Here is a 22,452-nt window from a genome sequence, read left to right as displayed (position 1 = left end):
AAATGTTTCGACGTACGAAAGTGAAATGAACAAGCAAAAACACCAGATTCCAGTAGCAACTGAGTAAGTTGTCTGAATCTGGTGTTTTATATTTGCTATTTATCTTTACTATCGATAATCAAAGTGACTGGCCCAACGTTGGTAAAAGAAACATCCATCATAGATCCAAATTCTCCTGTGGCTACTTCTACACCGGCTTCATTCAACATAAAATTAAAATATTCATACAAATCATTAGCAACTTCTGGTTTAGCAGCCTGCATGAAATTTGGCCTTCTACCTTTTTTAGTCTCTCCGTAAAGTGTAAATTGTGAAATAGATAAAACTTGTCCACCCATATCTAACAATGATAAATTCATCTTCCCTTTTTCATCTTCAAAAATTCGCAAATTTACAATTTTGTTCGCTAGATAAGAAGCATCCTCTTTTTTATCATCATGGGTTACTCCCACTAACACTACTAGTCCTTTTTTGATCGACCCTATTTCCTCTTCATTCACACGAACAGATGCATTTTCTGCCCGCTGTATAATAACCTTCATGCTCCTGCTACCTCCAACATTATTGGATCGTACGCTCTACAGTGTAAATATCTTTTATCTTTTTTAATCGATCTACAATCCGCTTCAAATGCTTCACATTATGAATCAATATAGTAACATGTATAATAGCTATTTTATTTCTATCTGATTTTCCGTTTACTGCGATAATATTTGTTTTGGTTTCATTGATTGCTTGTAATACATCATTTAGCAGCCCTCTACGATCATAACCAGTAATTTCAATATCTACATGATACTGCTTTGTTTCCGTATCTTCATTTTCCCACTCTACATGTATTCTTCGATCTATTGCTTCTTCCGTATTAACGTTTGGACAGTCATCTCTATGAACAGAAACGCCTCTTCCCTTGGTTATATAACCAACAATCTTATCTCCAGGTACAGGGTTACAACACTTAGATAACCGGATTAACATGTTATCTACACCTTCGACTTTAACTCCTGAATCACGCTTGGATTTTTTCTGCATACTCTTACCAGAATTATTAACTTCTTCAATTGTTTCTTCGATATTTTTATTTTTCTTTTCTTCTTCTCTTAACTTTTCTGTTAATCGAGTTGCAATTTGTGCAGCAGTAATCCCTTGGTAACCAACTGCGGCATACATATCATCTTCATTTGTAAAATTAAATTTTTCTAACACTATTTTAATATTATCTGGAGTAATAGCATCTTTCGGTTCAAAGCCATCGTTTTTCACTTCTCGCTCTACTAATTCTCTACCCTTGTGAATATTCTCTTCACGCTGTTGTTTTTTAAAGAATTGTTTTATTTTATTTTTGGCTTGTGAGGTCTGTGTTAACTTTAACCAATCTTGAGATGGTCCATACGAATGCTTGGAAGTCATCATTTCTACAATGTCGCCGTTTTTTAATTGGTAATCCAATGGTTCCATCTTGCCATTAATTTTACTTCCTATCGTTTGATTACCAATTTCGGTATGAATTTTGTATGCAAAATCAATTGGAACAGAGCCTCTCGGTAATTCATATACATCGCCTTTTGGGGTAAAAACATATACCATATCAGAAAAAAGATCCACTTTTAACGATTCCATAAATTCCTCTGCATCATGGGTTTCATTTTGCCATTCTAAAATTTCACGGAACCATGCTAGTTTATCTTCATTGGATTGTTTTTTCATGTCAAGCGTTTTTCCCTCTTTATAAGCCCAATGCGCAGCAATTCCATACTCTGCAATTTCATGCATTTCTTTCGTTCGTATTTGAACCTCTAATGGTGCTCCTTTAGGTCCAATTACAGTGGTATGAAGCGATTGATATAAATTGGGCTTTGGCATTGCGATATAATCTTTAAATCTGCCAGGCATTGGTTTCCAACAGGTATGAATTATACCAAGAACCGCATAGCAATCTTTAATGCTATCCACTAATATTCGAACGGCCAACAAATCATATATTTCATTAAACTGTTTATTTTGCATCACCATTTTTCGATAGATGCTATATAAGTGCTTTGGTCGGCCAGAGAATTCAGCATGAATGTTTACTTCTTCCAACTGCTTTTGGACTTCATTCATCACTTCATCTATATAATGCACTCTTTCTTCACGCTTTTGTTTCATTAAATGGACAATTCGATAGTACTGCTGAGGATTTAAATATCTTAAAGCAGTATCTTCAAGCTCCCATTTAATAGCGGAAATACCTAGTCTATGAGCTAATGGTGCAAATATTTCAAGTGTTTCATTTGATATTCTACGTTGTTTTTCAGCAGGAAGATGCTTTAATGTCCGCATATTATGCAAACGATCAGCTAGCTTTATTAAGATAACACGAATATCCTTAGCCATCGCTATGAACATTTTTCTATGATTTTCTGCTTGTTGCGCTTCTTTTGACATGTATTTGATTTTACCTAATTTTGTTACCCCATCTACCAGCATAGCAACTTCTTCATTAAATGAGAGTTCAAGCTCTGTAACGGTTGTATTCGTATCTTCCACAACATCATGAAGAAAACCGCCGGCAATGGTTTCACGATCTAATCGTAAGTCAACCAAAATTCCCGCAACTTGAATAGGATGAATAATATATGGTTCGCCAGATTTCCTGAATTGACCTTCGTGGGCTTTTTCTGCATATATATAAGCACGGCGAATAAACTCTATATCTTCATCTGATAAGTATGTGGACGCTTTTTCAAAAACATCATCTGGTGTTAAGATTTTATCCTTCGCCATGTAATCACCTTTTTATTCTTTTTCACCTATCTATGTGAAAAGGATTTGTTTTAACTATCATACCAAAAGATTGGATTTCTTTCCTAGTATTTACGATATTTTCGACAAAAACCGCTGAAATCCTTCGCTTAATTATAATAGATCACGCTTAACTTGGAAATATCAACTTTTTTTCTGACCTTCTAAATTATTTAAAGCTTTTAAAATATTTATAAATTTATAATTCATGTTTGCGATAAAAGAAAATGAAGCACCCTAAAACGAGTACTTCATTATTATTTGAAGTTATAATTTCCTTAGTACTGCATTAAAGTTAATACGTCATAACCCTCTAGTTTATCTTTTCCATTTAAATAGGTTAACTCAATTAAGAATGCACACCCTACAACAACGCCACCCAATTCTTCTACTAATTTAATCGTAGCTTCGATGGTACCTCCAGTTGCCAGTAAATCATCTGTGATTAACACACGTTGACCAGGTTTAATAGCATCTTTATGTATGGTTAATACGTTTTCGCCATACTCAAGTCCATAACTTACTTTTATCACTTCTCTTGGCAATTTGCCTTCTTTTCTCACGGGTGCAAAGCCAATCTCCAGTGCATAGGAAACAGGACAACCAACTATAAAACCGCGCGCTTCAGGACCAACAATCAAATCTACTTCTTTTTCTTTAGCGTAACTAACAATCTCATCTACAGCAGATTTATAGGCAGGACCATTATCCATCAAGGTAGTTATGTCTTTAAAGCGGACACCTTCTTTTGGCCAATCTTCCACCACTGTAATATATTTTTTATAATCCATAACTCATTTCCTCCTCAGGTTGTTGCAAAGGCACACGTTGTTTATCCATCCATTTTTTTATGTCATTTCTGGATGAGTAATAGAGTAACTCTTCAACTTCAATTTGTTTTTTTAAACCTTGGTATAATTCAGACGTTTCAAGATCTTTCTTTTCCACCTGTTTATTCGGAATTATTTTCCCATCGTTCATTTTAACAAAGTTTAACTCATAAAACACTTGAAACATAAATTTTATTTTTTCAAGTTTCCATCCTTTGTACTTAGAAAGCTTTGGAGCATCAACCTTGTAATCAAAATAACCTCTTTTCATTACAAGTGCATACAACTCTTTAAAGTCTTCTCTTCTTGGTAATAAAGATAACCCTGATTCTAATTTAGCATGATAACAAAGATAAAGAGAATCCAAATCAATTTCTTGTATTAGCTTTTTGATGATCTCTTTTTCAGAAGGTAATTCAATCATAATTAAATGATGAAAATCTATTTTTTTAGCATCTAAGTCCTCTACATGTACCGCTTTACTTTCCCACGTAGATGGTAACCCTTTGGGAAGATCTTCAAAATAAACCAATACACTTTTTTGTTGGAGTCCTTCTAAAGATTTTTGCCATTTATTTGTTCCTCTATAATCAAAAAGTTGCCACTCATTAATTCGCAAATCCTTAAGAAAGAATTGTGGCTTTTTAATACCATTCCATTCATTTGTTTGTAATTCTCCAACTACTTCTATTTCGGAATCGTTCATAATTTTATGGAATACATGACCAAACCCAAATCCAATTACATCTACTAAAGATTTATCTTTTTTAAATTGAAATTTTAAATGATTTTTTTCAGCACCAATTTGTTTAAGATTATCCGGCTTTGCACTTATATGAAAAAGTGGTTTTGGATTGCCCATCCCAAAGGGTGCTAAGCTATCCATTTCTTGTAGTAATTCCATGGTAACGTCATCTAAATCCACTGTAAAATCGATAAACAAATTAGGATAGAAATCCTCTGCAGTTAAACTCTCTTCAGCTCTTTCACTTAATTGCTCACTAACAGCTTCAATTTGTTCAATTGGCAGAGTCATTCCTGCTGCTTGCGCATGTCCTCCAAAATGGGTAAACAGTGACCTAATTTGCATACATTCTTTAAAAAGGTCAAAGGCTTCAATACTTCTGGCAGACCCCTTCGCAGATTGTGATTCCTCATTCAAAGTAAGGACGAGTGTGGGCTTATGATAAAGCTGGACAAGCTTTGAAGCAACTATTCCAAGAACACCTTGGTTCCACCCAGTTTTAGCAACCACAATCACATTTTTAAAGCGGTCTGAAGTATCATTTTCTATTAACTCTACTGCTTCCTTTGTAATATCAGAAACTATTTTTTGTCTTTCAGCATTAAGTGCCTGTACATGCTCAGCTAAATTTCTAGCTTCTGCTAAATCATCAATTAAAAGTAATTCTACTGCTAAGTTGGCATCCTGTAATCGTCCAACAGCATTAAGTCGTGGTCCTATTTTAAAACCAACATCGACTTCCGTTACCGTGCCTTCCATTCCACACTCATCCATTAACGCTTTTAAGCCTACTCTATTTGTTTTACTAAGCACTTTGAGGCCGTGATAGGTGAGAACCCTATTTTCCTCTATTAAGGGGACTAAATCGGCTATCGTGCCTATTGCAACTAAATCTAAAAATTGTTTTGGGAAATAACCAAGTAAATACCATGCAAATTTAAAAGCTACCCCAACCCCTGCTAATTCTTTAAAAGTGTAATCATCTGAACATTTAGGGTGTAGAATTGCATATGCGTTAGGTAATTGATCTTGTGCTTCGTGATGATCTGTAACGATTACATCAAGCCCTAATTCAGTAGCATAATTAATCGCCTCAACACCAGCTATTCCATTATCGACAGTTATAATTAAGTTAAAACCTTGTTGATTAATTTGCTTGAAAGCGTCTTTATTTGGGCCATAACCTTCTGTAAAGCGATTCGGAATATAATAATCGCACATTGCTCCCATTTCGTTTAAGGTTTCTACCATAAGTGTTGTTGAAGTCACACCATCAGCGTCATAATCCCCATAAACAAGAATGCTTTCTCCCTCATCAATTGCTTTTTTAACGCGCAAAGTGGCTTTTTTTATATCAGACAGTAATGCAGGCTCCAAAAGTGATTCAATAGAAGGCTTTAGAAAATCCTTCGCTTTATCTACTGATTCAATACCACGATGCAAGAGAATATCTTTTGTGATTTTTGAAATGTTTAATTCATTCAGTTCATTATTATCTTGCTTTATTTCCTCATATGTAAATGACCAATTTGCTTGGCTTTTTAACATAAATTCACCCCTGACTCACTTATTATACAAAAGTGTGTCAAGGGTAGCAAACAGATATGGTCCATAAATATAATGGTAATCAGAGGAAGAAACAGAATAAAGCTCTCTTTCAATGTTGAAACTAGTTATTCTTTCGTTGAAGATATATTATTTTCTTCTATTCCTGGTGTTTGTTCTTTACTTTCGTTGGTAGAGTTATCATCAATAATTGTGTTGTCTGATGCTTTTAATCCATTGATCTCATGTTTTAACTGACGATTTTCTTTTTGTAAACGAATCACGCGTACAACGCCCACCGCAGCAGTTATTAGTGCTCCCATTAAAACAGAAATCAATATCACAAGAATTAATGGCGCCTCACCAGTACCAAATAAATAATTAACTTCTACCGCATCGACATTAATCACTGCAAAAATTGCTACTATGACTGCGAAAACAACTGCTAAAATAATATAAGTTTGACCCCGCATAATTTTATCTCCTTTCTTAGTTAGGTATAATTCCTTCTTTAAGTATATAGGTTTAAATAATTAAACGCGATTCCTACAGGTTATCTTCCCTATATACTTACTTATTCTCTTCCCCTTCTGTTTTTAAACTTTATTTATCATTTTCTTCAAGTCTTACCTAAATAAACACCCCGAGAGTTAGATTTTCACTCTAACTCTCGGGGTGTAGTAATGATAGATTACCTTTTAAAATAATAATTACCTATACTTGTGGTCCATCATTTCTCTTTTTCTCAATATAAAGGATTGGTTTTTCTTTTATGTTTTTCCCTCTCCATACTAACCACACCTGTGCCGCAATAAATAAGGATGAGTAGGTACCTGCCAACAACCCGACTACGAGAGCAAATGCAAAGTTAGTGATAGATGAAGCACCAAATATTAGTAGCATTAGTGCTGCGAAAATAACGGTTAATACGGTATTTATACTTCTGCCTAGAGTCTGCATCAAGCTGTGATTTATTAGCTTAGCAAGCTCACCGAAGGAACGTACACGTTTCTTTTTCTTTAAATTTTCCCTTATACGATCAAAAGTCACAATGGTATCATTTATCGAATAACCAACAATTGTTAATATTGCTGCGATAATCGTAATATCAAACTCTAGTCTAGTAATGCTAAACAGAGCAAGGATAAAGAACGCATCGTGGAACAGAGCCAGAATGGCCGTGAATGCAGAGTAAAACTCAAAGCGGAAAGTAACATATAATACAATACCGATTGTTGCATATAACACCGCAAGGACCGCATTTTTAGCGAGTTCTTGACCAACAGTAGGAGAAACTGTGCTTACACTTGGAGCTGACCCGTATGCATCTGTGAAATATTCCCTTACCTCAGCAACTTGCTCTTGTGTTAATTCTTTATCAAACCGTGCTACGGCAATATTATTATCCTCACCAGCAAATACAATCTTACCAGTAGTTGATAAACCTAAAGATTCATAAGCAGTTTCAATTTCTTCTTCTGTTAACGTTTCTTCAGCTAACACTTCAACACGAGAACCACTTACAAAATCAATTCCTAAATTCAATTTAAATACAGCTAGAAATATAATCCCTAAACTAATGAGTGAAAGAGATATAAGAAAGAATTTTTTTCTATGTTTAACAAAGTCAAATTGTCGTCCAAAAACAGTTGGTTCAACTTCATCTTTATCTGCTATATCTTTTATTTGATCCTTCTTCACACCAAACCAGCCAGGTCTTTTATTTAAGAAGTTACTATACACCCACAGTCCAAGGAATAACCTAGAACCAAATACAGCTGTAACAAAACTAAGGATAATACTCACGATTAATAGTGTAGCGAATCCTTTAACAGAGCTTGTACCGAAAATAAATAGCACAGATGCTGCTATTAAAGTAGTAAAATTCGCATCAAATATCGTTGATAAAGAATTACTATTACCAGCTTTAAAAGCTGCTTTTATCGATTTTCCTTCTTTTAATTCTTCTTTAATTCGTTCATAGGTAATGATATTGGCATCAACTGCCATCCCAACCCCTAATACTAAAGCAGCAATTCCTGGTAAAGTTAAAACACCATTCATTAATTGAAAAACGAGTAGAACTAAGTATATATATATACTAAGTGTAATCGTAGCAATCACACCTGGAAATCGGTAATATAACATCATAAATAGAAATATTAAACCGACACCTAACGCACCAGCAAATACTGTTTTATCAAGTGCTTGTAATCCAAATTGAGCACCCACAGAAGTAGAGTATTCCTCCTCCAAATTAACCGGTAAAGACCCTGCATTCAGTATATCAGCAAGTCTATTGGCGGATTCCACTGTAAAGTCACCAGTTATTTGGATATCTGAGGTCCGAAGTACTTGGTCAAATCCTGGAGCAGAAACAAATTTCGGGTCTGCTTTTTGAGACTCCTCTGCGTAGGAATCGCCTTCTTCATAATCCATCCAGATAACTAAGCGATCAGCAACATCACTTTCTAATATTTCTTGAGTTGTATTCCCAAATCGATCAGAATCTTTAAATTGGACTGTTACCACTGGTTCATTGGTATTCGGATCGAATTCTTGTCTAGCACTACCTTCCTTAATGTCTGATCCATCTAAATACTCTTTATCATTAACATCACGAAAAGATAATTGTGCAGATGTGGCTAAGAGATCTCTTGCTTCGGTCTGATCATCAATACCTGCTAGTTGTACGCGAATTCGATTTGGTTCTTCTATATTAAAGTTAGGTTCACTTACACCTAAAACATCTACTCTTTCACGTAAAATACGAGTAGTAGCCTCTAACAAATCTGTTGTTACTTCTTGAGAATCATCAATCGGCTCCACCTCGTATAAAACCTCGAATCCTCCTTGAAGATCTAAACCTAATTTTATATTTTTTGTTATATCTGTTATCGTTGTTCCGATCGTACCAGCAAATATTAGTACGATTAGAATAAAGGCAACGATTCTACCTTTTTTAATCATTAAGACGTGCCTCCTCTTTTTCTATACCTATCCAGTTTTTATTATATGTATTACTTTTAATAATCTTGATCCCCTAAAAGAGCCTGTAAAGATGCTTGTAAATTATCATCTTTTAAAGATTGCTGGGTTAAATAAACCATATAAATAGACGGATTAAGATGAAAAATATCCTGTACAATTTGGTGTAGACGCTTGTCTGGTTCTCCTTTCCACACCTTTTGTACTAAACAATTCCAAATATCCTCTTTATTTGCATTAGAATAATCGAGTAATTTAAATTCATCTACCTTACTATCTAATATCTCATGAAGTTTAAATTTCCACTCAGAAACAGATTTAACTTCCTCCATCTGATGTTCCTCCTAGACCTATTTTATTTTTGTGTCATGCCTGTCCAATGTAGTCGCATATATTACATTGTATATGAAAAATTTTCTTTTGAGAAGGTAGGTCTAATAAAGTGACCAAACAATCTTTTTTAAAAGGTGCATTAATATTAATCATTGCCGGACTAATCACCCGCTTCTTAGGTTTTATTAATCGCATTGTAATGGCTAGATTAATTGGGGAAGAAGGTATAGGACTCTATAATATGGCTCTTCCTACACTATTTTTATTATATACTATTTCACAAGTGGGGCTGCCTATTGCTATTTCTAAAAGGGTAGCTGAAGCTACAGTGTTAGGTGATCAGAAAAAAATAAAACAAATATTAGTTTTATCACTCTTGCTTACAACATCCATTAGTATAGTCGTAACAATAGGTATATTTTTTTTCGCCCCATTCATAGCTAAGAATCTTCTCACTGATGAACGTGTATATTATCCCTTAATAGCCATTATACCCATAATTCCGATTAGTGCCATAGCAGCTGTTATTCGAGGTTATTTTCAAGGGAAACAAAACATGAAACCTCAAAGTTACGCGCAAGTATTAGAACAAACCGTCCGTATTCTCTCTGTAGCATTTTTTGTGAATTTATTTTTACCGTTAGGTATAGAGTTTGCAGCAGCTGGAGCTATGTTTTCCGTTATATTAGGTGAATTTATTTCCTTGTTGTTTATGGTCTTTATGTTTAAAACTAAGAAAACAATAAAATTAAGAAGTAAGTTGAAAAGTTATCTATTTAGTGGAAAAGAAACCTTCATGCAGCTAATGAAGATTTCTATTCCAAGTACATTTAGCCGATTGATAGGATCTATCTCAAATTTTTTAGAACCAATTATTGTGTCTCAAAGTTTATTACTAGCAGGTATACCTGTGCAGCTAGCAACCAAGCAGTATGGATCACTTACAGGCTATGCGTTTCCGTTACTCTTTTTACCAACATTTTTCACGCATGCTTTAGCAATTGCTCTCGTTCCCAATATAAGTGAGGCTGATGCTAGAAAAAACACCTCTGTTATTCATTATCGCATTCATCAAGCTATAAGGCTCTCTTTTGCTTCAGGTGCTATAGCAACTGTTTCTTTAATGCTTTTTGGTGAAACAATCTTACATTATATGTATGGCAACACCAATGCTACAATATTTTTAAAGATTATGGCACCAGGTTTTCTATTTATGTATATTCAGTTTCCTTTATATGCAACCTTACAAGCATTAGATCTTGCTAAAGAAGCTATGTGGAATAGCATTATTGCTACCATCATCAAATTTATCATTCTTTTTATTTTAACTGCAAACCCAGCATTTGGTATAACAGGTGTCGCGATTTCTTTAGTTATTGGAGTAGTAGTTGGCACTGCACTGCATTTAATAAGTTTATGGAGAACGATCAAGTTCACTATTTCTTGGGGTATGCTTTTTAAGATGATACTTTTATTTATATTAACTTATTGGGCAGGCTCTCTATTTAAAATATACTTAACAAATTACAGTGAAAGTCTGGCAGTCTTTCTATTCCTTCTAGTCTTACTTGCGATCATCTATTGTATTTTTCTATTTGGTTTGGGGTTTATTTCAAAAAAAGAGCTTAGTCTGCTTAGAGAAAAAAAGCATTAGGAAGATGGAGTATCGAAATCGATACTCCATTTCTTATCACTATTAATGGTACAAAAGGAAATAGCCTTCCAATCACTAATTCCCCGTTTTTTTAATTCACTTTTTAACCACGTTTCGTCCTTACCAATCTTGTCTAAGGAAGAAGTTTGAATTTTGCCGTCAAGTATCAAAGGATAAAGTAATCCAAAGTAATTTGTGTTCGATGTGCTTTCTTCTTCCTTTTCTATAACAGACAACTTTCCTGACGGTTCTAAAATAGCAAATTGCACTTGGTTAATTGCATCAATTCCATTTTCTCGCAATTGTTGTGTTAAATCATCAAAATTATACCGATTTTTCCTCATTTCTTGTTCATTAATATACCCATTTGAAATAATGATAGATGGCCTACCCTCAAACCACCCTCTGAAAAGCTTACTCTTCATCGATATTTGTGCAGTAAATCTTTGAATAAGAAATAATACAAGCATTGGTACTATTCCATGAATAAACGGACGTTTTAAATCATCAATTGAAAAGACAGCTATTTCTGCAATCATAATAAAAATGACAATATCCAATAAGCTTAATTCCCCAATTTCACGCTTCCCCATAAGTCTAAATACAAACACAATCATGATATAAGAAAAAATTGTCCGAATTATCAATAGTATGATTTCATGACCATCCACAATGCATACCTGCCTTCAAGGAAATAATTTCAAAAATCCTGTTATAGTTTTGACAGGTATAGCTACTATTATGCGAGTATCTTTATGAAAAAACCAACGGCAATATTAATGTGTATGGGTAAAGATAACGTACATAAATATAGATGCTAGATACAATTAATGAAACTATTACGATCGGAACACCATATTTCATAAATCGAATGAACGAAATGGATTGATTTTCTCCTGCAGCAAGTCCTGCAACTACAACATTTGCAGATGCGCCTATAAGTGTGCCGTTTCCACCTAAGCAAGCTCCTAGAGCCAATGACCACCATAATGGATCAAGATTATCAATACCATAGCTTTCCAATTCATTTATAACAGGGATCATTGCGGCTACAAAAGGAATATTATCCACCACACCAGAAAAAAGCCCTGCAGTCCATAATAATAATATTGCTGTAGTTGGCAGGTCACCCTCTGTTATCCACATGATACCTCTAGCAATTTCATCGATAATACCAACACGTTCTAACCCACCCACTAGCATAAATAAACCAATAAAAAAGAATAAAGTTACCCATTCAACCTCTTTAAACACTTTTTCTGCCCCTAATTCTTTATCCGTTACAAGTAATAAAAGCAGGGCACCACATACCGCAACCGTTGTTAAATCAATATGAATAAAGGTGTGCAATAGAAAGCCAATAATCGTTAAGCTAAGAATGGATATGGATTGATATAACATCGGCGATTTTATCAAATCTTTGGATGCATCCATCTTCATTAATTCCTCAATTTTATTTTTTTCTTTTGGTTGTAATTTATTTTTAAATAATTTGGCTATGACAATCAGCAGTAGCAATAAAAGAATAATTGCTACTGGAGCGGCATGTTGAATAAATGATAAAAAAGTAAAGTGTTCGACGGCTTGGCCAATCATAATATTAGGAGGGTCACCAATCAAAGTTGCTGTGCCTCCGATATTTGCGCTAAATATTATCGTAATTAAATAGGGAAAAGAAGGTAGCAAGAGCATTTTTGTTAAAGTTAAAATAACCGGAACAAAAAGCAATACAGTTGTAACATTATCCAAAAGAGCTGAGCCAACAGCTGTAAAGATGGCTGAACCGATGAGTAAGTGTAAGGGATGACCTTTCACCTGCTGAGCGAATCGTATAGCGATAAAAGAGAAAATGCCAGTTTTTTTTGTAATAGAAACTAAAACCATCATGGAAAAAAGTAATGCAATCGTATTCCAATCTATATACGTAGAGAATGCATCACTCCAAGGATACACCCCAATAATTAATAAAAGCACAGAACCTGTCATAGCAACGACCGCTCTATTAACCTTTTCAAGCATGATTCCAATATAACTCACAATAAATATTAGTATAGTAGCAACAACCGTCATTTTTTTCCCCCTAACAATTCAGTGACCGAATATTATTTAAATATATACTTCACTATATTCTTAATTGTGTAGAACTATTCAATGACGTTGTCTTACTTCTTATTTAATTCGGACTAGCATAAGCTATAACAACTACATACTTCAAAAGGAGGAATATGATGAATCATCTTAAAGGTGTTTTATATGGTTGGTTAGCGATTTTTTCAATTTTTATATTCTCGAGTATAATTCTGGCAATGATTTTTCGCTTTACATCCCTGGGTGAGGGAACTTTAATGTGGTCGACTTTAATCATTAGCTTTGTGGCATTATGGATAGGAGGTTTTGTAGCAGGTCTTAAGGCAAAAAGAAAGGCATGGTGGATTGGTGCTTCGACAAGCTTAAGCTTTTCTTTTTTTCTCTTTATTTATCAATTTCAATCGCAACATGAACTATTCTCCGTGCCACAAGTTGTACAACATCTCGCTTATTTACTCCTTTGTATTTTCGGCGCAATCATAAGCGTCAATATTTCCCAAACATCTACACCAGAGTCCCATAACAATTACTAATGAAAACAAATGTAAATTTGGCAAATTAAAAAAAGTCCTTTCTACGATTGAGTAGAAGGACTTCTTCTTTTACTTACTATGCTTGGTTAAAATCAGTCTGGATTTACAATTTCTCTCACTGATGAACGATCATATGTAAGTTTTGTACCATCTGTACTTGTAACTACTACGGTATTTTCATCTAACGCATGAACAGTAGCATGCATACCACCAATCGTTACAATTTTATCACCTTTTTTAAGATCTGATTGCATTTGACGCACTTGCTTTTGTTTCTTTTGCTGTGGTCTAATGAGTAAAAAGTAAAAAATAACGATCATTAAAATAATCGGTGCTAAATTTAGTAGAATAGCTTCCATTATATTCCCTCCCCCTTTTTAAAAGTTTTTTGCATTAGGTTTATTGAAACCATATTGCTCAAAAAATTCTTCTTTAAAATCACCAAGTCGATCCTGCATTATCGCTTCTCGAACTTGCTCCATTAATTTTAACAGAAAATATAGATTATGATAAGTAGTAAGTCTATATCCGAAGGTTTCATTACATTTAACCAGATGTCTGATATATGCTCTTGAATAATTTTTACAAGTATGACAATCACAATTTGGATCGATTGGAGAGAAATCTTTAGCGTATTTTGCATTTCGTACAACTAATCTTCCATTCGATGTCATACATGTACCGTTTCTTGCAATTCTTGTAGGTAAGACACAATCAAACATATCAATTCCACGTATTGCACCGTCAATTAATGAATCCGGTGAACCAACACCCATTAAATACCTTGCTTTATTTTCAGGTAAATGTGGTGTAGTGAACTCTAACACTCTGTTCATTACATCTTTCGGTTCCCCCACACTCAAGCCACCAATTGCATAGCCAGGAAAATCTAAGGAGGTTAAATCTCTTGCACTTTGTTTTCTAAGGTTTTCATATTCCCCACCCTGAACAATACCAAATAACCCTTGCTCTGCAGGTCTTTTGTGGCCTTCTAGACATCTCTCTGCCCATCTGGAGGTTCTTTCTACTGAATCCTTCATATATTGTTCAGAAGCTGGATATGGTGGACATTCGTCAAAGGCCATCATAATATCTGACCCCAACGCGTTTTGTATCTCCATAGCTTTCTCTGGAGACAAAAATAGTTTTTCACCACTTAAATGATTTCTAAAATGAACTCCTTTTTCTTCTATTTGACGTAAATCACTCAAGCTGAAAACTTGAAAGCCTCCTGAATCGGTTAAAATTGGTTTATCCCAATTCATAAACTTATGCAAGCCACCAGCTGTCTTTACAATATCCTCACCAGGTCGTAACCAGAGATGATATGTATTAGAGAGAATGATTTTTGCACCTAATTCTTCTAATTCTTCCGGACTCATTGTTTTAACTGTAGCTAAAGTTCCCACCGGCATAAATATAGGTGTATCAAATGAACCATGCGGTGTATGGACTTTCCCAACTCTGGCACCTGTCTGTTTGCAGGTTTTAATTAGTTCATAACGTATAGCAGTCATAATATTTTCCCTTCTTCATTTCTTCACTTAAATATTAACATCGCATCTCCAAAGCTAAAGAATCGATATTTTTCTTTTACAGCTTCTTGGTATGCATTTAAAATAAACTCTCTACCAGCAAATGCACTTATAAGCATAATGAGGGTTGATTTAGGTAAATGAAAATTAGTTATCAAACCATCAATAGCTTTAAAAGTATATGGTGGATAAATAAAAATATCCGTCCATCCACTACAGTTTTTAAATTCACCATGATGGTCACGAGCAATTGTTTCAAGTGTTCGAGTTGAAGTTGTGCCAACTGAAATAACTCTTCCACCTTTTTTCTTAACCTGATTTAATTGGTCTGCTGTTTCTTTCGTCATTCGATAGAATTCAGCATGCATATGATGATCTTCAATTGTTTCAACACTTACAGGTCTAAAAGTGCCTAATCCTACGTGCAGAGTTATAAATGCGATTTCTACACCCTTCGATTTAATTTCATCTAAAAGCTCTTCTGTAAAATGCAAACCTGCTGTTGGAGCTGCCGCTGAACCTTGTTCTTTTGCAAAAACAGTTTGATATCTGTCCTTGTCAGGCAACTGTTCTTTGATGTAAGGAGGTAGTGGCATTTCACCAAGCTCATCTAACACCTCATAAAAAATACCTGAGTAAGAAAAACGGAGAATCCTTCCTCCATGCTCTAATTCTTTGATACATGTTGCAGTTAATTTGTTATCTCCAAAAGTGATCGTTGTTCCTATTTTCACTTTTTTGGCAGGCTTTACAAGTACTTCCCAATTATCGTCTTGTTCCTGTGTTAACAATAAAACTTCAACTTTAGCATTAGTATCTGTTTTACTTCCATACAGTCGAGCTGGTAAAACCTTGGTATCATTTAATACTAAACAATCACCAGGCTTTAAATAGTTACTAATATTGTAAAATCGTTCATGACTTATTGTATTTTCAGCCGCATGTAAAACCATCATTTTTGATGCGGTGCGATCTATAAGCGGTGTTTGTGCTATTAATTCTTCAGGTAGCTCAAAATCAAAATCTTCAATATTCATTGCCTTACTCCTTCTATCGAAAACGACTAATAATGAAAAAAATAAGAGATAATATAATACTCACTATAATAGAAGTCATGATAGGAAAATGAAAAGAAAAGTTACCCTTTTTAAAAGATATATCACCAGGTAGTTTTCCAATAAATCCCCATAATAGACCTACGATAATTAATACAACCCCTATTACAATAAAGATTTTTCCCATCTCCGTCAAGATTTTGGCACCTCCATATTTAAATGACTATATGCTTTTGGTGTCACAACTCTTCCTCTTGGCGTTCTTTGAATAAAGCTCTGTTGTAATAAAAATGGTTCATATACATCTTCTATCGTTTGTGATTCCTCTCCGATTGTTGCCGCAAGTGTGTCTATTCCTACTGGACCACCTTGAAATCCTTCAATAATGGCAAGTAAAAGTTTATGATCTATATGATCAAGTCCTTCTTGATCCACTTGTAACATTTGAAGGGCTTTTCTCGTTGTGTCAATGCTAATGGATGGTTCTCTTCTCACTTGAGAAATATCTCTGACCCGTTTAAGTAATCGGTTTGCAATTCGGGGTGTGCCTCTTGATCTTCTCGCAATTTCTATAGCCGCTTCTTTATCAATAGTTACTTCAAATATGTCTGAAGTACGTTCCACTATCGCGCACAAATCTTTTGTTTCATAAAATTCTAACCTGCTTAAAACTCCAAAACGATCACGTAATGGTGCAGATAATAACCCAGCTCTTGTAGTTGCCCCAACTAAAGTAAATGGAGGTAAGTCTAATTGAACGGACCTTGCACTTGGGCCACTACCAATAACAATATCTAGACAGAAATCCTCCATCGCGGGGTACAGTATTTCTTCAACAGCTCTTGGCAAGCGATGAATTTCATCGATAAAGAGAACGTCCCCAATCTCTAATGATGAAAGAATCGCGGCGAGGTCACCCGTTCTTTCAATAGCTGGGCCAGATGTTGTTTTAAACTGCACCCCCATCTCGTTTGCGATAATTGCAGCCATCGTGGTCTTTCCAAGTCCAGGGGGACCATACAACAACACATGGTCGAGAGGTTCATTTCGAAGTTTAGCAGCTTCTATGAAAATAGCTAAGTTTTCTTTAGCTTTATCTTGACCAATATATTGTAATAAATTCGAAGGACGTAAGCTAAGTTCGTTGTTTAAATCTTCTTCCTTTTGATCACTAGAAACCATTCTTTCTTCCATCCTATAACCGCCTTTCTAGTTACTTCATAAGCTGAGCTAAAGCTTTTCGAATATAAACATCCGCTTCTAAATCTGGTTCTTGTTGAATAATTGGTAGTACCTGTTTTATTTCTTTATCGGAATATCCTAAAGTTTTCAGTGCTTCTTTTGCTTCTTGTAACGCTATGTTTTCATTTGTATCTTGCTCCGTAAACAGATTATCATTTGTGGATTGATATTGAAAAGGTAATTTTCCTTTTAAGTCTAGAATCATTTGTCTGGCAGTTTTTTTTCCTACTCCAGGAAATCCTGTTAAAAACTTTTCGTCCTCTTGTTCAATCGCTATTACAAAATCTTTCACAGAGGTAGAAGCAAGAATAGCAAGTGCCCCCTTTGGACCAATTCCAGATACATTTAATATTTGAGAAAATAATGTTTTTTCTTCCGGCTTCTTAAAGCCATATAGTACTTGTGTATCTTCTCTCACATAATGAAAGGTATATATTTTTTGCTCTTTTCCTATATATGATTGAAAAATAAAAGGATTGGCACTTATTACCTCATAGCCAATTCCATTTGCTTCAATATGTACAGCGGTATCTGTAATTTCTTCAATTATTCCCTTAACATAGGCAATCATTCATTTCTCCCTTTCAATCTCTTTTTATATATTTTAACATACAATCGTACGTTCGTATAAATAAACCTTTCATAATTACAAGAATCTAAAAAGTGTATAATACTTATCTTTTGGAAACTACATGTTCTAATGTAAAGCTATCTAAATTTAATTCCGTTTTATTTTCTACAGCTAAGCAAGCTAATTCTTTACCAATATAAGGACCACTTGTAAGGCCAGAGGCACCTAATCCATTTGCAAAAAGAATATTCGAATAACCAGGAAGGTAGCCAATTGCCGGTATAGCCTTCTTGAAAAAAGGTCTAAAACCTACTTTTGTCTCCATATATGTCGCATTTTTAATACCTGGTGCTATATGAAGAGCTTTATCTAAAATACTTTCCACACCTTTAACAGTTGATAGTGAAGTAGTATCATTCGTATCCTGTGTTGTACCTATCAAGATTCGATCCGGCGTTAAACTTAGCATATATTGTCCAAAAGGAGCCATCACTACCGGCCAAACTTTCACTTTCTGCTCTGGCATAGACAGATGTAGTATCTGTGCTTTTTCACTACTTATAGAAAGATTGAATCCGAGTTGGTTTAATAATTCTTCCGCCCACACACCTGCAGTAATAATAACTTTATCTGACGGATAGGTTTTTCCATCTACATGGACACTAACATTTCCCGTTTTATTAGCTGTTAATTTAGCATTATCTTTTAAAAGTTTAGCTCCATTTTTTTCTGTAGCTAATAGCAATGCATTTCTTATATTTTTTCCGCTAATTCTTGCTCCTCCGCTAATATGAATCGCGCCAAATTCATCAGATAGGAGAGGGAAAAGTTCCTGCGCCTCTTTAGAAGAAAGCTTCGATACTTTACCCATTTCAGGAAATTGCTGTTGTCTTTCTTTGGCTATTTTATATTTTTGATCTAACTTTTCATCTGTGTCAAAAATATTTATAGCGCCAACCTGATCGTAACCTATATCTTTTATCCCTAACCCATTCAAATCTTTAATTAAACGCGGATAATACGCGGCACCTTCCGTGACAAGCTTAAACCAATCTTCATTTTTTCTATTGGTTAACCAGGGACAAATAATACCAGCCCCGGCCTCTGTAGCCTGACCTTTATCAAACCTATCAATAACAGTAACATCTTTCCCCTCTTTACTTAGATGATAGGCTGCTGAAGCTCCTAAAATTCCAGCACCAATAACAATATATTTAGACAAATAGATTCTCCTCATTCTTCTATAATAAACTTTACGATTTTTTTCGACAATTTTAGAGCATATTACATGATACAGCCTTCCTTCTATGATACATTGATACAATCATATGTAAACAGAGGATGTCAAATATGGAATGGAAAAAGCAAATAAGTTTTTTGAAAGCACTTACTTTTTTAAATATGAGCAGTAAAGGCATCATACTTCCCTTCTTACCATTATTTTTGTATTTTCGAAATTTTTCCCCAGTTGAAATAGGAATGATCATGGGAATTGCGCCTATGGTGAGTATTATTGCTCAGCCCTTCGTCGGATATCTAAGTGATAAGTATAAAACGATAAAAGGGATACTAATTATTTTATACTTTGCAGTTATTGCCACAACCTTTACTATCTTTTTTAGTGGAGAATTTATAGTTGTTTTCATATCTTTTATCGCTTTTCATTTTGCATTATCACCCTCCACCCCTTTGATCGACAGTATGGTGATTAAAAGTTTAGGGGAAAAGAGGCAAAATCAGTATGGAAAGATTAGATTATGGGGCTCTATCGGCTTTGCGATAACAGCAGTTATTTCAGGACCCGTTCTATCTTTTATTGGCATTGATAAAATTTATATTCTTTTTTGGATATTGATGTTGGGTACGATTATTTTAACTATATTTCTAAAAGATAAAAATCAATCCTCTACTCCAGTTAGCCTTCAAGGTGTGAAGCAAATATTAAAAAATAAAAATTTTATGTATTTTCTATTTCTATGTTTTTTAGTGATGATCCCGCACCGTATGAATGATACGATGATTGTTCTGCACTTAGAAGAATTAGGAGGAACTGAATTACTAATAGGACTTGCCTGGGCACTAGCAGCCTTTAGTGAAGTCCCTGTTTTTTATTACCTCTCACAGCGAATAATGCATTACAATCACTTATTTTTATTAGGATTGATTGCTATCTTCTATACGATTCGCTGGTTACTGTATGGATTAATAGATTCGCCTGAAATAATTACAGCATTACAGCTTACACAAGGAATCACTTTTGGATTATTCTGGTTAGTAGCCTTACAAACGGCTGTTAGCTTCGTACCTAATCATTTAAGGAGTACGGGTCAGGCATTACTAACTTCCGTTTGTTTTGGTTTAGGGGGAGCAGTCGGTGGTACAGTTGGCGGCAGTATTTTCACTTCCCTCGGCTCAGAAAACATGTATAGAATAATGGCAAGTATTACATTTCTTGCTACCATCGCCATTTTTCTCAGCTACCGATATACAAGATTAAAGGAGCGATAGTGTTTACCGCTCCTTTAGTTTAGGACATTGATTGAGACTTTTCTTTTGATTTTGGATACCTTTTGAGAATCTGAAGAAAAGTCTTTTTTGAATCTATTTTGATCCCTTTTTCTAAGTTTTCATACGTACTACTTTTTAACTCGTCTGTACTAACCGGATAGAAAGCATCTATAACTCTTTCCTCAGTTGGTTTGCCCTCGAAGATTGTTAAAATGTTATTTTGCAGCCCAAAATAACCATTTTCTTTGATCGTAGGTGATATATCATTTATCTCTTGTTTAAAAATTATTTCTTCTTGGGTTTGATCAACTACTTCAAAACCACTATACATTGACCAAAAATCTTGCATCGATTCTATCACTTCGTTAAAAGAATCCTCTTCAATTTGTCCATCAATATAATGTTTCTGTATAATAACCTTCATTTCGAGTGGAGATTGAGCGATCACTGGTTCATTTACCGTCTCTTGTATTTTACTGTCTGGTTCATTTCCTAATAAATAAACGGATAAAAACCAACCAGTACAAACCAAAATAAGGAACATAAAAAATATTTTCGTGTGTTTTTTTTTCATATTTCCCACCCCATAAATAGAATGTGAGCCTTCTAATTATAGTTTGGACAATAGATTTAATTTTTATACGAAAGCAAAGTTCCATTGTAAAAACTTGCTTTCGTTCATTCTTTAGCGCATATATTAGTTTTTCTTTTACTTCGTACAATGAATTTTCACTACTTCGCTTGAACTTCTGAGTAAAAAATTTATGGTTTTGCTTTCCATAAAAAAAAACCGACTAATAATTAGTCGGTAAAAACTAGAAAATCATAATCTTTTGGGTCGATTTTGAATACATGTATAATATCTTCATTATCTAAAACAATATCTTCACCACTATAGTAACGAACTCCTTCAAGTTCATTCTCTAAATGATAAGAAAACTTAAATGTTTCATTATCTAGTTCCTTAACCTTATTGAATTTAAACTCACGATCCTTGCCTTCTTGCTTTTGATAAATAACATAATACTCTTGATCCGTAGATTCAATGTTTTTCAACCAATCAGCACTCTCTTTTAGTTCATTTGGTTGTTCCTTAAGTGCCCATTCTTTTTGAATCATCATTTCAAACACCTCTTTGAGTAAGATAAGTTCTATGTGTTCATCATAACAGTTATAGAGGTTGTCTAAAGGGGAATATTGTGTATATTATTTGACAAATCAATGAAAAAATGTCACTAAATTTGAACTAATATTTCTTCGTCCGCATCCAAATTGTGATGCACTTCTTGCACATCTTCCATTTCTTCAAGCATATTAACCAGTTTCACCATTTTAAGTGCATCTTTTTCTGAAGCTTCTGATAATGTCTCAGGAATCATTGTAATTTCTGCTGTCTCTAAAGTATATCCATTTTCTTCTAATTGTTCTTTGGCAGATTGAAAATCCTCAGGTTCCGTGTAAATTTCATACGCTCCTTCTGAAGTTTCCATTTCTTCTCCACCAGCTTCCATGACTTCAAGCATCATCGTGTCTTCATCAGCGTCTGTGGTAGACTGCTCAATTACAATATAGCCCTTACGATTAAACATGAAAGCTACACAACCATTTTCTCCTAAATTACCACCATTCTTACTAAAAGCATGACGCAATTCTGAAGCCGTTCTATTTTTATTATCAGTTAAAACTTCAACCATGACAGCTACTCCTCCAGGTCCATAGCCTTCATAGATAAGCTCTTCATAGTTTGCACCATCTAAATCACCTGTAGCTTTCTTGATGGCACGATCTATATTTTCGTTTGGCACGTTACTTGCTTTCGCTTTATCTACAGCTAGACGTAAAGAGGGATTCATCTCAGGATCTCCTCCACCTTGTTTTGCTGCAATGTATATGTCTTTAGCTAATTTCATAAAAACTTTTCCACGCTTTGCATCTTGTGCATTTTTTCTCCGCTGGATATTTTTCCATTTTGAATGTCCTGCCATAAAAAAACTCCTCTCTCTAAACTCTTTATTTTATGCTCAGTAATGAATGATAGCTA

22 protein-coding genes are annotated in these 22,452 nt (G+C 34.6%); 3 read left to right on the top strand and 19 right to left on the bottom strand.

All coding sequences use genetic code 11. The features are described 5' to 3' along the window. Positions 1-95 precede the first annotated feature (95 nt). From dtd to DFR57_RS11900, 7 genes are all read right to left on the bottom strand, one after another. Positions 96-542, bottom strand: a complete 447-nt coding sequence (gene dtd / locus DFR57_RS11930) for a D-aminoacyl-tRNA deacylase (RefSeq protein ID WP_114353436.1) — start codon at positions 540-542, stop codon at positions 96-98. A gap of 19 nt (positions 543-561) precedes the next feature. After that, positions 562-2,766 (bottom strand): RelA/SpoT family protein, encoded by a 2,205-nt coding sequence (locus DFR57_RS11925; RefSeq protein WP_114353435.1) that lies wholly within the window; start codon positions 2,764-2,766, stop codon positions 562-564. A 296-nt stretch (positions 2,767-3,062) separates the two neighbouring features. Next, positions 3,063-3,575 (bottom strand): adenine phosphoribosyltransferase, encoded by a 513-nt coding sequence (locus DFR57_RS11920; protein ID WP_114353434.1) that lies wholly within the window; start codon positions 3,573-3,575, stop codon positions 3,063-3,065. Beyond that, the gene (gene recJ, locus DFR57_RS11915) at positions 3,565-5,907 is read right to left on the bottom strand and encodes a single-stranded-DNA-specific exonuclease RecJ (protein ID WP_114353433.1); all 2,343 of its coding nucleotides are present in this window, start codon (positions 5,905-5,907) and stop codon (positions 3,565-3,567) included. The genes DFR57_RS11920 and recJ overlap by 11 nt, the downstream gene beginning before the upstream one ends. A gap of 125 nt (positions 5,908-6,032) precedes the next feature. Continuing rightward, entirely contained in the window at positions 6,033-6,377 is a 345-nt protein-coding gene (locus DFR57_RS11910; RefSeq protein WP_114353432.1) for a LapA family protein, read from the bottom strand. Positions 6,378-6,618: 241 nt separating this feature from the next. Continuing rightward, positions 6,619-8,874 (bottom strand): protein translocase subunit SecDF, encoded by a 2,256-nt coding sequence (gene secDF / locus DFR57_RS11905; RefSeq protein ID WP_114353431.1) that lies wholly within the window; start codon positions 8,872-8,874, stop codon positions 6,619-6,621. 56 nt (positions 8,875-8,930) lie between these two features. Further along, the gene (locus tag DFR57_RS11900; protein ID WP_114353430.1) at positions 8,931-9,224 is read right to left on the bottom strand and encodes a post-transcriptional regulator; all 294 of its coding nucleotides are present in this window, start codon (positions 9,222-9,224) and stop codon (positions 8,931-8,933) included. A 110-nt stretch (positions 9,225-9,334) separates the two neighbouring features. Between DFR57_RS11900 and spoVB the strand changes: the two genes are divergently transcribed. Beyond that, complete coding sequence (gene spoVB, locus DFR57_RS11895) at positions 9,335-10,879, top strand: stage V sporulation protein B (protein WP_114353429.1); 1,545 nt, start codon at positions 9,335-9,337, stop codon at positions 10,877-10,879. Here spoVB and DFR57_RS11890 read toward each other — a convergent pair. After that, complete coding sequence (locus DFR57_RS11890; RefSeq protein WP_245937455.1) at positions 10,876-11,550, bottom strand: DUF421 domain-containing protein; 675 nt, start codon at positions 11,548-11,550, stop codon at positions 10,876-10,878. The two genes, spoVB and DFR57_RS11890, sit on opposite strands and share 4 nt — an antisense overlap. Positions 11,551-11,632: 82 nt before the next feature. Next, positions 11,633-12,949, bottom strand: coding sequence for an ArsB/NhaD family transporter (locus tag DFR57_RS11885; RefSeq protein WP_114353428.1), 1,317 nt, complete (start codon positions 12,947-12,949; stop codon positions 11,633-11,635). A gap of 158 nt (positions 12,950-13,107) precedes the next feature. Here DFR57_RS11885 and DFR57_RS11880 point away from each other — a divergent pair, with 158 nt between their 5' ends. Continuing rightward, complete coding sequence (locus DFR57_RS11880; RefSeq protein WP_114353427.1) at positions 13,108-13,500, top strand: TIGR04086 family membrane protein; 393 nt, start codon at positions 13,108-13,110, stop codon at positions 13,498-13,500. A gap of 92 nt (positions 13,501-13,592) precedes the next feature. On the opposite strand, the gene yajC is transcribed toward DFR57_RS11880, so the two are convergent. From yajC to DFR57_RS11845, 7 genes are all read right to left on the bottom strand, one after another. Next, the gene (yajC, locus tag DFR57_RS11875; protein ID WP_114353426.1) at positions 13,593-13,859 is read right to left on the bottom strand and encodes a preprotein translocase subunit YajC; all 267 of its coding nucleotides are present in this window, start codon (positions 13,857-13,859) and stop codon (positions 13,593-13,595) included. Positions 13,860-13,877: 18 nt separating this feature from the next. Continuing rightward, positions 13,878-15,017, bottom strand: coding sequence for a tRNA guanosine(34) transglycosylase Tgt (gene tgt, locus DFR57_RS11870; RefSeq protein WP_114353425.1), 1,140 nt, complete (start codon positions 15,015-15,017; stop codon positions 13,878-13,880). A 23-nt stretch (positions 15,018-15,040) separates the two neighbouring features. Continuing rightward, entirely contained in the window at positions 15,041-16,072 is a 1,032-nt protein-coding gene (gene queA / locus DFR57_RS11865) for a tRNA preQ1(34) S-adenosylmethionine ribosyltransferase-isomerase QueA (RefSeq protein WP_114353424.1), read from the bottom strand. Between the two features lie 13 nt (positions 16,073-16,085). After that, positions 16,086-16,277 (bottom strand): DUF2905 domain-containing protein, encoded by a 192-nt coding sequence (locus DFR57_RS11860; RefSeq protein WP_170132973.1) that lies wholly within the window; start codon positions 16,275-16,277, stop codon positions 16,086-16,088. A gap of 5 nt (positions 16,278-16,282) precedes the next feature. Continuing rightward, complete coding sequence (gene ruvB, locus DFR57_RS11855) at positions 16,283-17,284, bottom strand: Holliday junction branch migration DNA helicase RuvB (protein WP_114353422.1); 1,002 nt, start codon at positions 17,282-17,284, stop codon at positions 16,283-16,285. A 19-nt stretch (positions 17,285-17,303) separates the two neighbouring features. Next, on the bottom strand, positions 17,304-17,903 hold the full coding sequence (gene ruvA, locus DFR57_RS11850; RefSeq protein ID WP_114353421.1) for a Holliday junction branch migration protein RuvA: 600 nt from the start codon (positions 17,901-17,903) through the stop codon (positions 17,304-17,306). A gap of 103 nt (positions 17,904-18,006) precedes the next feature. Continuing rightward, positions 18,007-19,125 carry an NAD(P)/FAD-dependent oxidoreductase gene (locus tag DFR57_RS11845; protein WP_114353420.1) on the bottom strand — a complete coding sequence of 373 codons (1,119 nt, stop codon included), beginning with the start codon at positions 19,123-19,125 and terminating at the stop codon, positions 18,007-18,009. Between the two features lie 128 nt (positions 19,126-19,253). On the opposite strand from DFR57_RS11845, the gene DFR57_RS11840 reads away from it, so the two are divergent. After that, positions 19,254-20,411 (top strand): MFS transporter, encoded by a 1,158-nt coding sequence (locus DFR57_RS11840; RefSeq protein WP_245937454.1) that lies wholly within the window; start codon positions 19,254-19,256, stop codon positions 20,409-20,411. Positions 20,412-20,430: 19 nt separating this feature from the next. Here DFR57_RS11840 and DFR57_RS11835 read toward each other — a convergent pair whose 3' ends face one another. The 3 genes from DFR57_RS11835 to DFR57_RS11825 all read right to left on the bottom strand — a co-directional run bounded on the left by DFR57_RS11835 (position 20,431) and on the right by DFR57_RS11825 (position 22,396). Then, the gene (locus DFR57_RS11835; protein WP_114353418.1) at positions 20,431-20,985 is read right to left on the bottom strand and encodes a BofC C-terminal domain-containing protein; all 555 of its coding nucleotides are present in this window, start codon (positions 20,983-20,985) and stop codon (positions 20,431-20,433) included. Positions 20,986-21,212: 227 nt separating this feature from the next. Beyond that, positions 21,213-21,533: a hypothetical protein gene (locus tag DFR57_RS11830; RefSeq protein ID WP_114353417.1), complete on the bottom strand. Its 321-nt coding sequence runs from the start codon at positions 21,531-21,533 to the stop codon at positions 21,213-21,215. A 113-nt stretch (positions 21,534-21,646) separates the two neighbouring features. Continuing rightward, on the bottom strand, positions 21,647-22,396 hold the full coding sequence (locus tag DFR57_RS11825; protein WP_114353416.1) for a YebC/PmpR family DNA-binding transcriptional regulator: 750 nt from the start codon (positions 22,394-22,396) through the stop codon (positions 21,647-21,649). Positions 22,397-22,452: the final 56 nt, after the last annotated feature.

The sequence above is a fragment of the Saliterribacillus persicus genome (genome assembly GCF_003337485.1).
Classification (GTDB): Bacteria; Bacillota; Bacilli; order Bacillales; family Amphibacillaceae; genus Saliterribacillus; species Saliterribacillus persicus.
The sequence above is the reverse complement of the archived record's forward strand: the minus strand, read 5'-3'. Positions and strand labels throughout refer to the sequence as shown.

What these genes read in the sequence shown, in the direction of transcription:
- dtd (WP_114353436.1), bottom strand. Translation starts at nt 542, where the DNA reads ATGAAGGTTATTATACAGCGGGCAGAAAATGCATCTGTTCGTGTGAAT.
- DFR57_RS11925 (WP_114353435.1), bottom strand. Translation starts at nt 2,766, where the DNA reads ATGGCGAAGGATAAAATCTTAACACCAGATGATGTTTTTGAAAAAGCG.
- DFR57_RS11920 (WP_114353434.1), bottom strand. Translation starts at nt 3,575, where the DNA reads ATGGATTATAAAAAATATATTACAGTGGTGGAAGATTGGCCAAAAGAA.
- recJ (WP_114353433.1), bottom strand. Translation starts at nt 5,907, where the DNA reads ATGTTAAAAAGCCAAGCAAATTGGTCATTTACATATGAGGAAATAAAG.
- DFR57_RS11910 (WP_114353432.1), bottom strand. Translation starts at nt 6,377, where the DNA reads ATGCGGGGTCAAACTTATATTATTTTAGCAGTTGTTTTCGCAGTCATA.
- secDF (WP_114353431.1), bottom strand. Translation starts at nt 8,874, where the DNA reads ATGATTAAAAAAGGTAGAATCGTTGCCTTTATTCTAATCGTACTAATA.
- DFR57_RS11900 (WP_114353430.1), bottom strand. Translation starts at nt 9,224, where the DNA reads ATGGAGGAAGTTAAATCTGTTTCTGAGTGGAAATTTAAACTTCATGAG.
- DFR57_RS11885 (WP_114353428.1), bottom strand. Translation starts at nt 12,949, where the DNA reads ATGACGGTTGTTGCTACTATACTAATATTTATTGTGAGTTATATTGGA.
- DFR57_RS11880 (WP_114353427.1), top strand. Translation starts at nt 13,108, where the DNA reads ATGAATCATCTTAAAGGTGTTTTATATGGTTGGTTAGCGATTTTTTCA.
- yajC (WP_114353426.1), bottom strand. Translation starts at nt 13,859, where the DNA reads ATGGAAGCTATTCTACTAAATTTAGCACCGATTATTTTAATGATCGTT.
- tgt (WP_114353425.1), bottom strand. Translation starts at nt 15,017, where the DNA reads ATGACTGCTATACGTTATGAACTAATTAAAACCTGCAAACAGACAGGT.
- queA (WP_114353424.1), bottom strand. Translation starts at nt 16,072, where the DNA reads ATGAATATTGAAGATTTTGATTTTGAGCTACCTGAAGAATTAATAGCA.
- DFR57_RS11860 (WP_170132973.1), bottom strand. Translation starts at nt 16,277, where the DNA reads ATGGGAAAAATCTTTATTGTAATAGGGGTTGTATTAATTATCGTAGGT.
- ruvB (WP_114353422.1), bottom strand. Translation starts at nt 17,284, where the DNA reads ATGGAAGAAAGAATGGTTTCTAGTGATCAAAAGGAAGAAGATTTAAAC.
- ruvA (WP_114353421.1), bottom strand. Translation starts at nt 17,903, where the DNA reads ATGATTGCCTATGTTAAGGGAATAATTGAAGAAATTACAGATACCGCT.
- DFR57_RS11840 (WP_245937454.1), top strand. Translation starts at nt 19,254, where the DNA reads ATGGAATGGAAAAAGCAAATAAGTTTTTTGAAAGCACTTACTTTTTTA.
- DFR57_RS11835 (WP_114353418.1), bottom strand. Translation starts at nt 20,985, where the DNA reads ATGAAAAAAAAACACACGAAAATATTTTTTATGTTCCTTATTTTGGTT.
- DFR57_RS11830 (WP_114353417.1), bottom strand. Translation starts at nt 21,533, where the DNA reads ATGATGATTCAAAAAGAATGGGCACTTAAGGAACAACCAAATGAACTA.
- DFR57_RS11825 (WP_114353416.1), bottom strand. Translation starts at nt 22,396, where the DNA reads ATGGCAGGACATTCAAAATGGAAAAATATCCAGCGGAGAAAAAATGCA.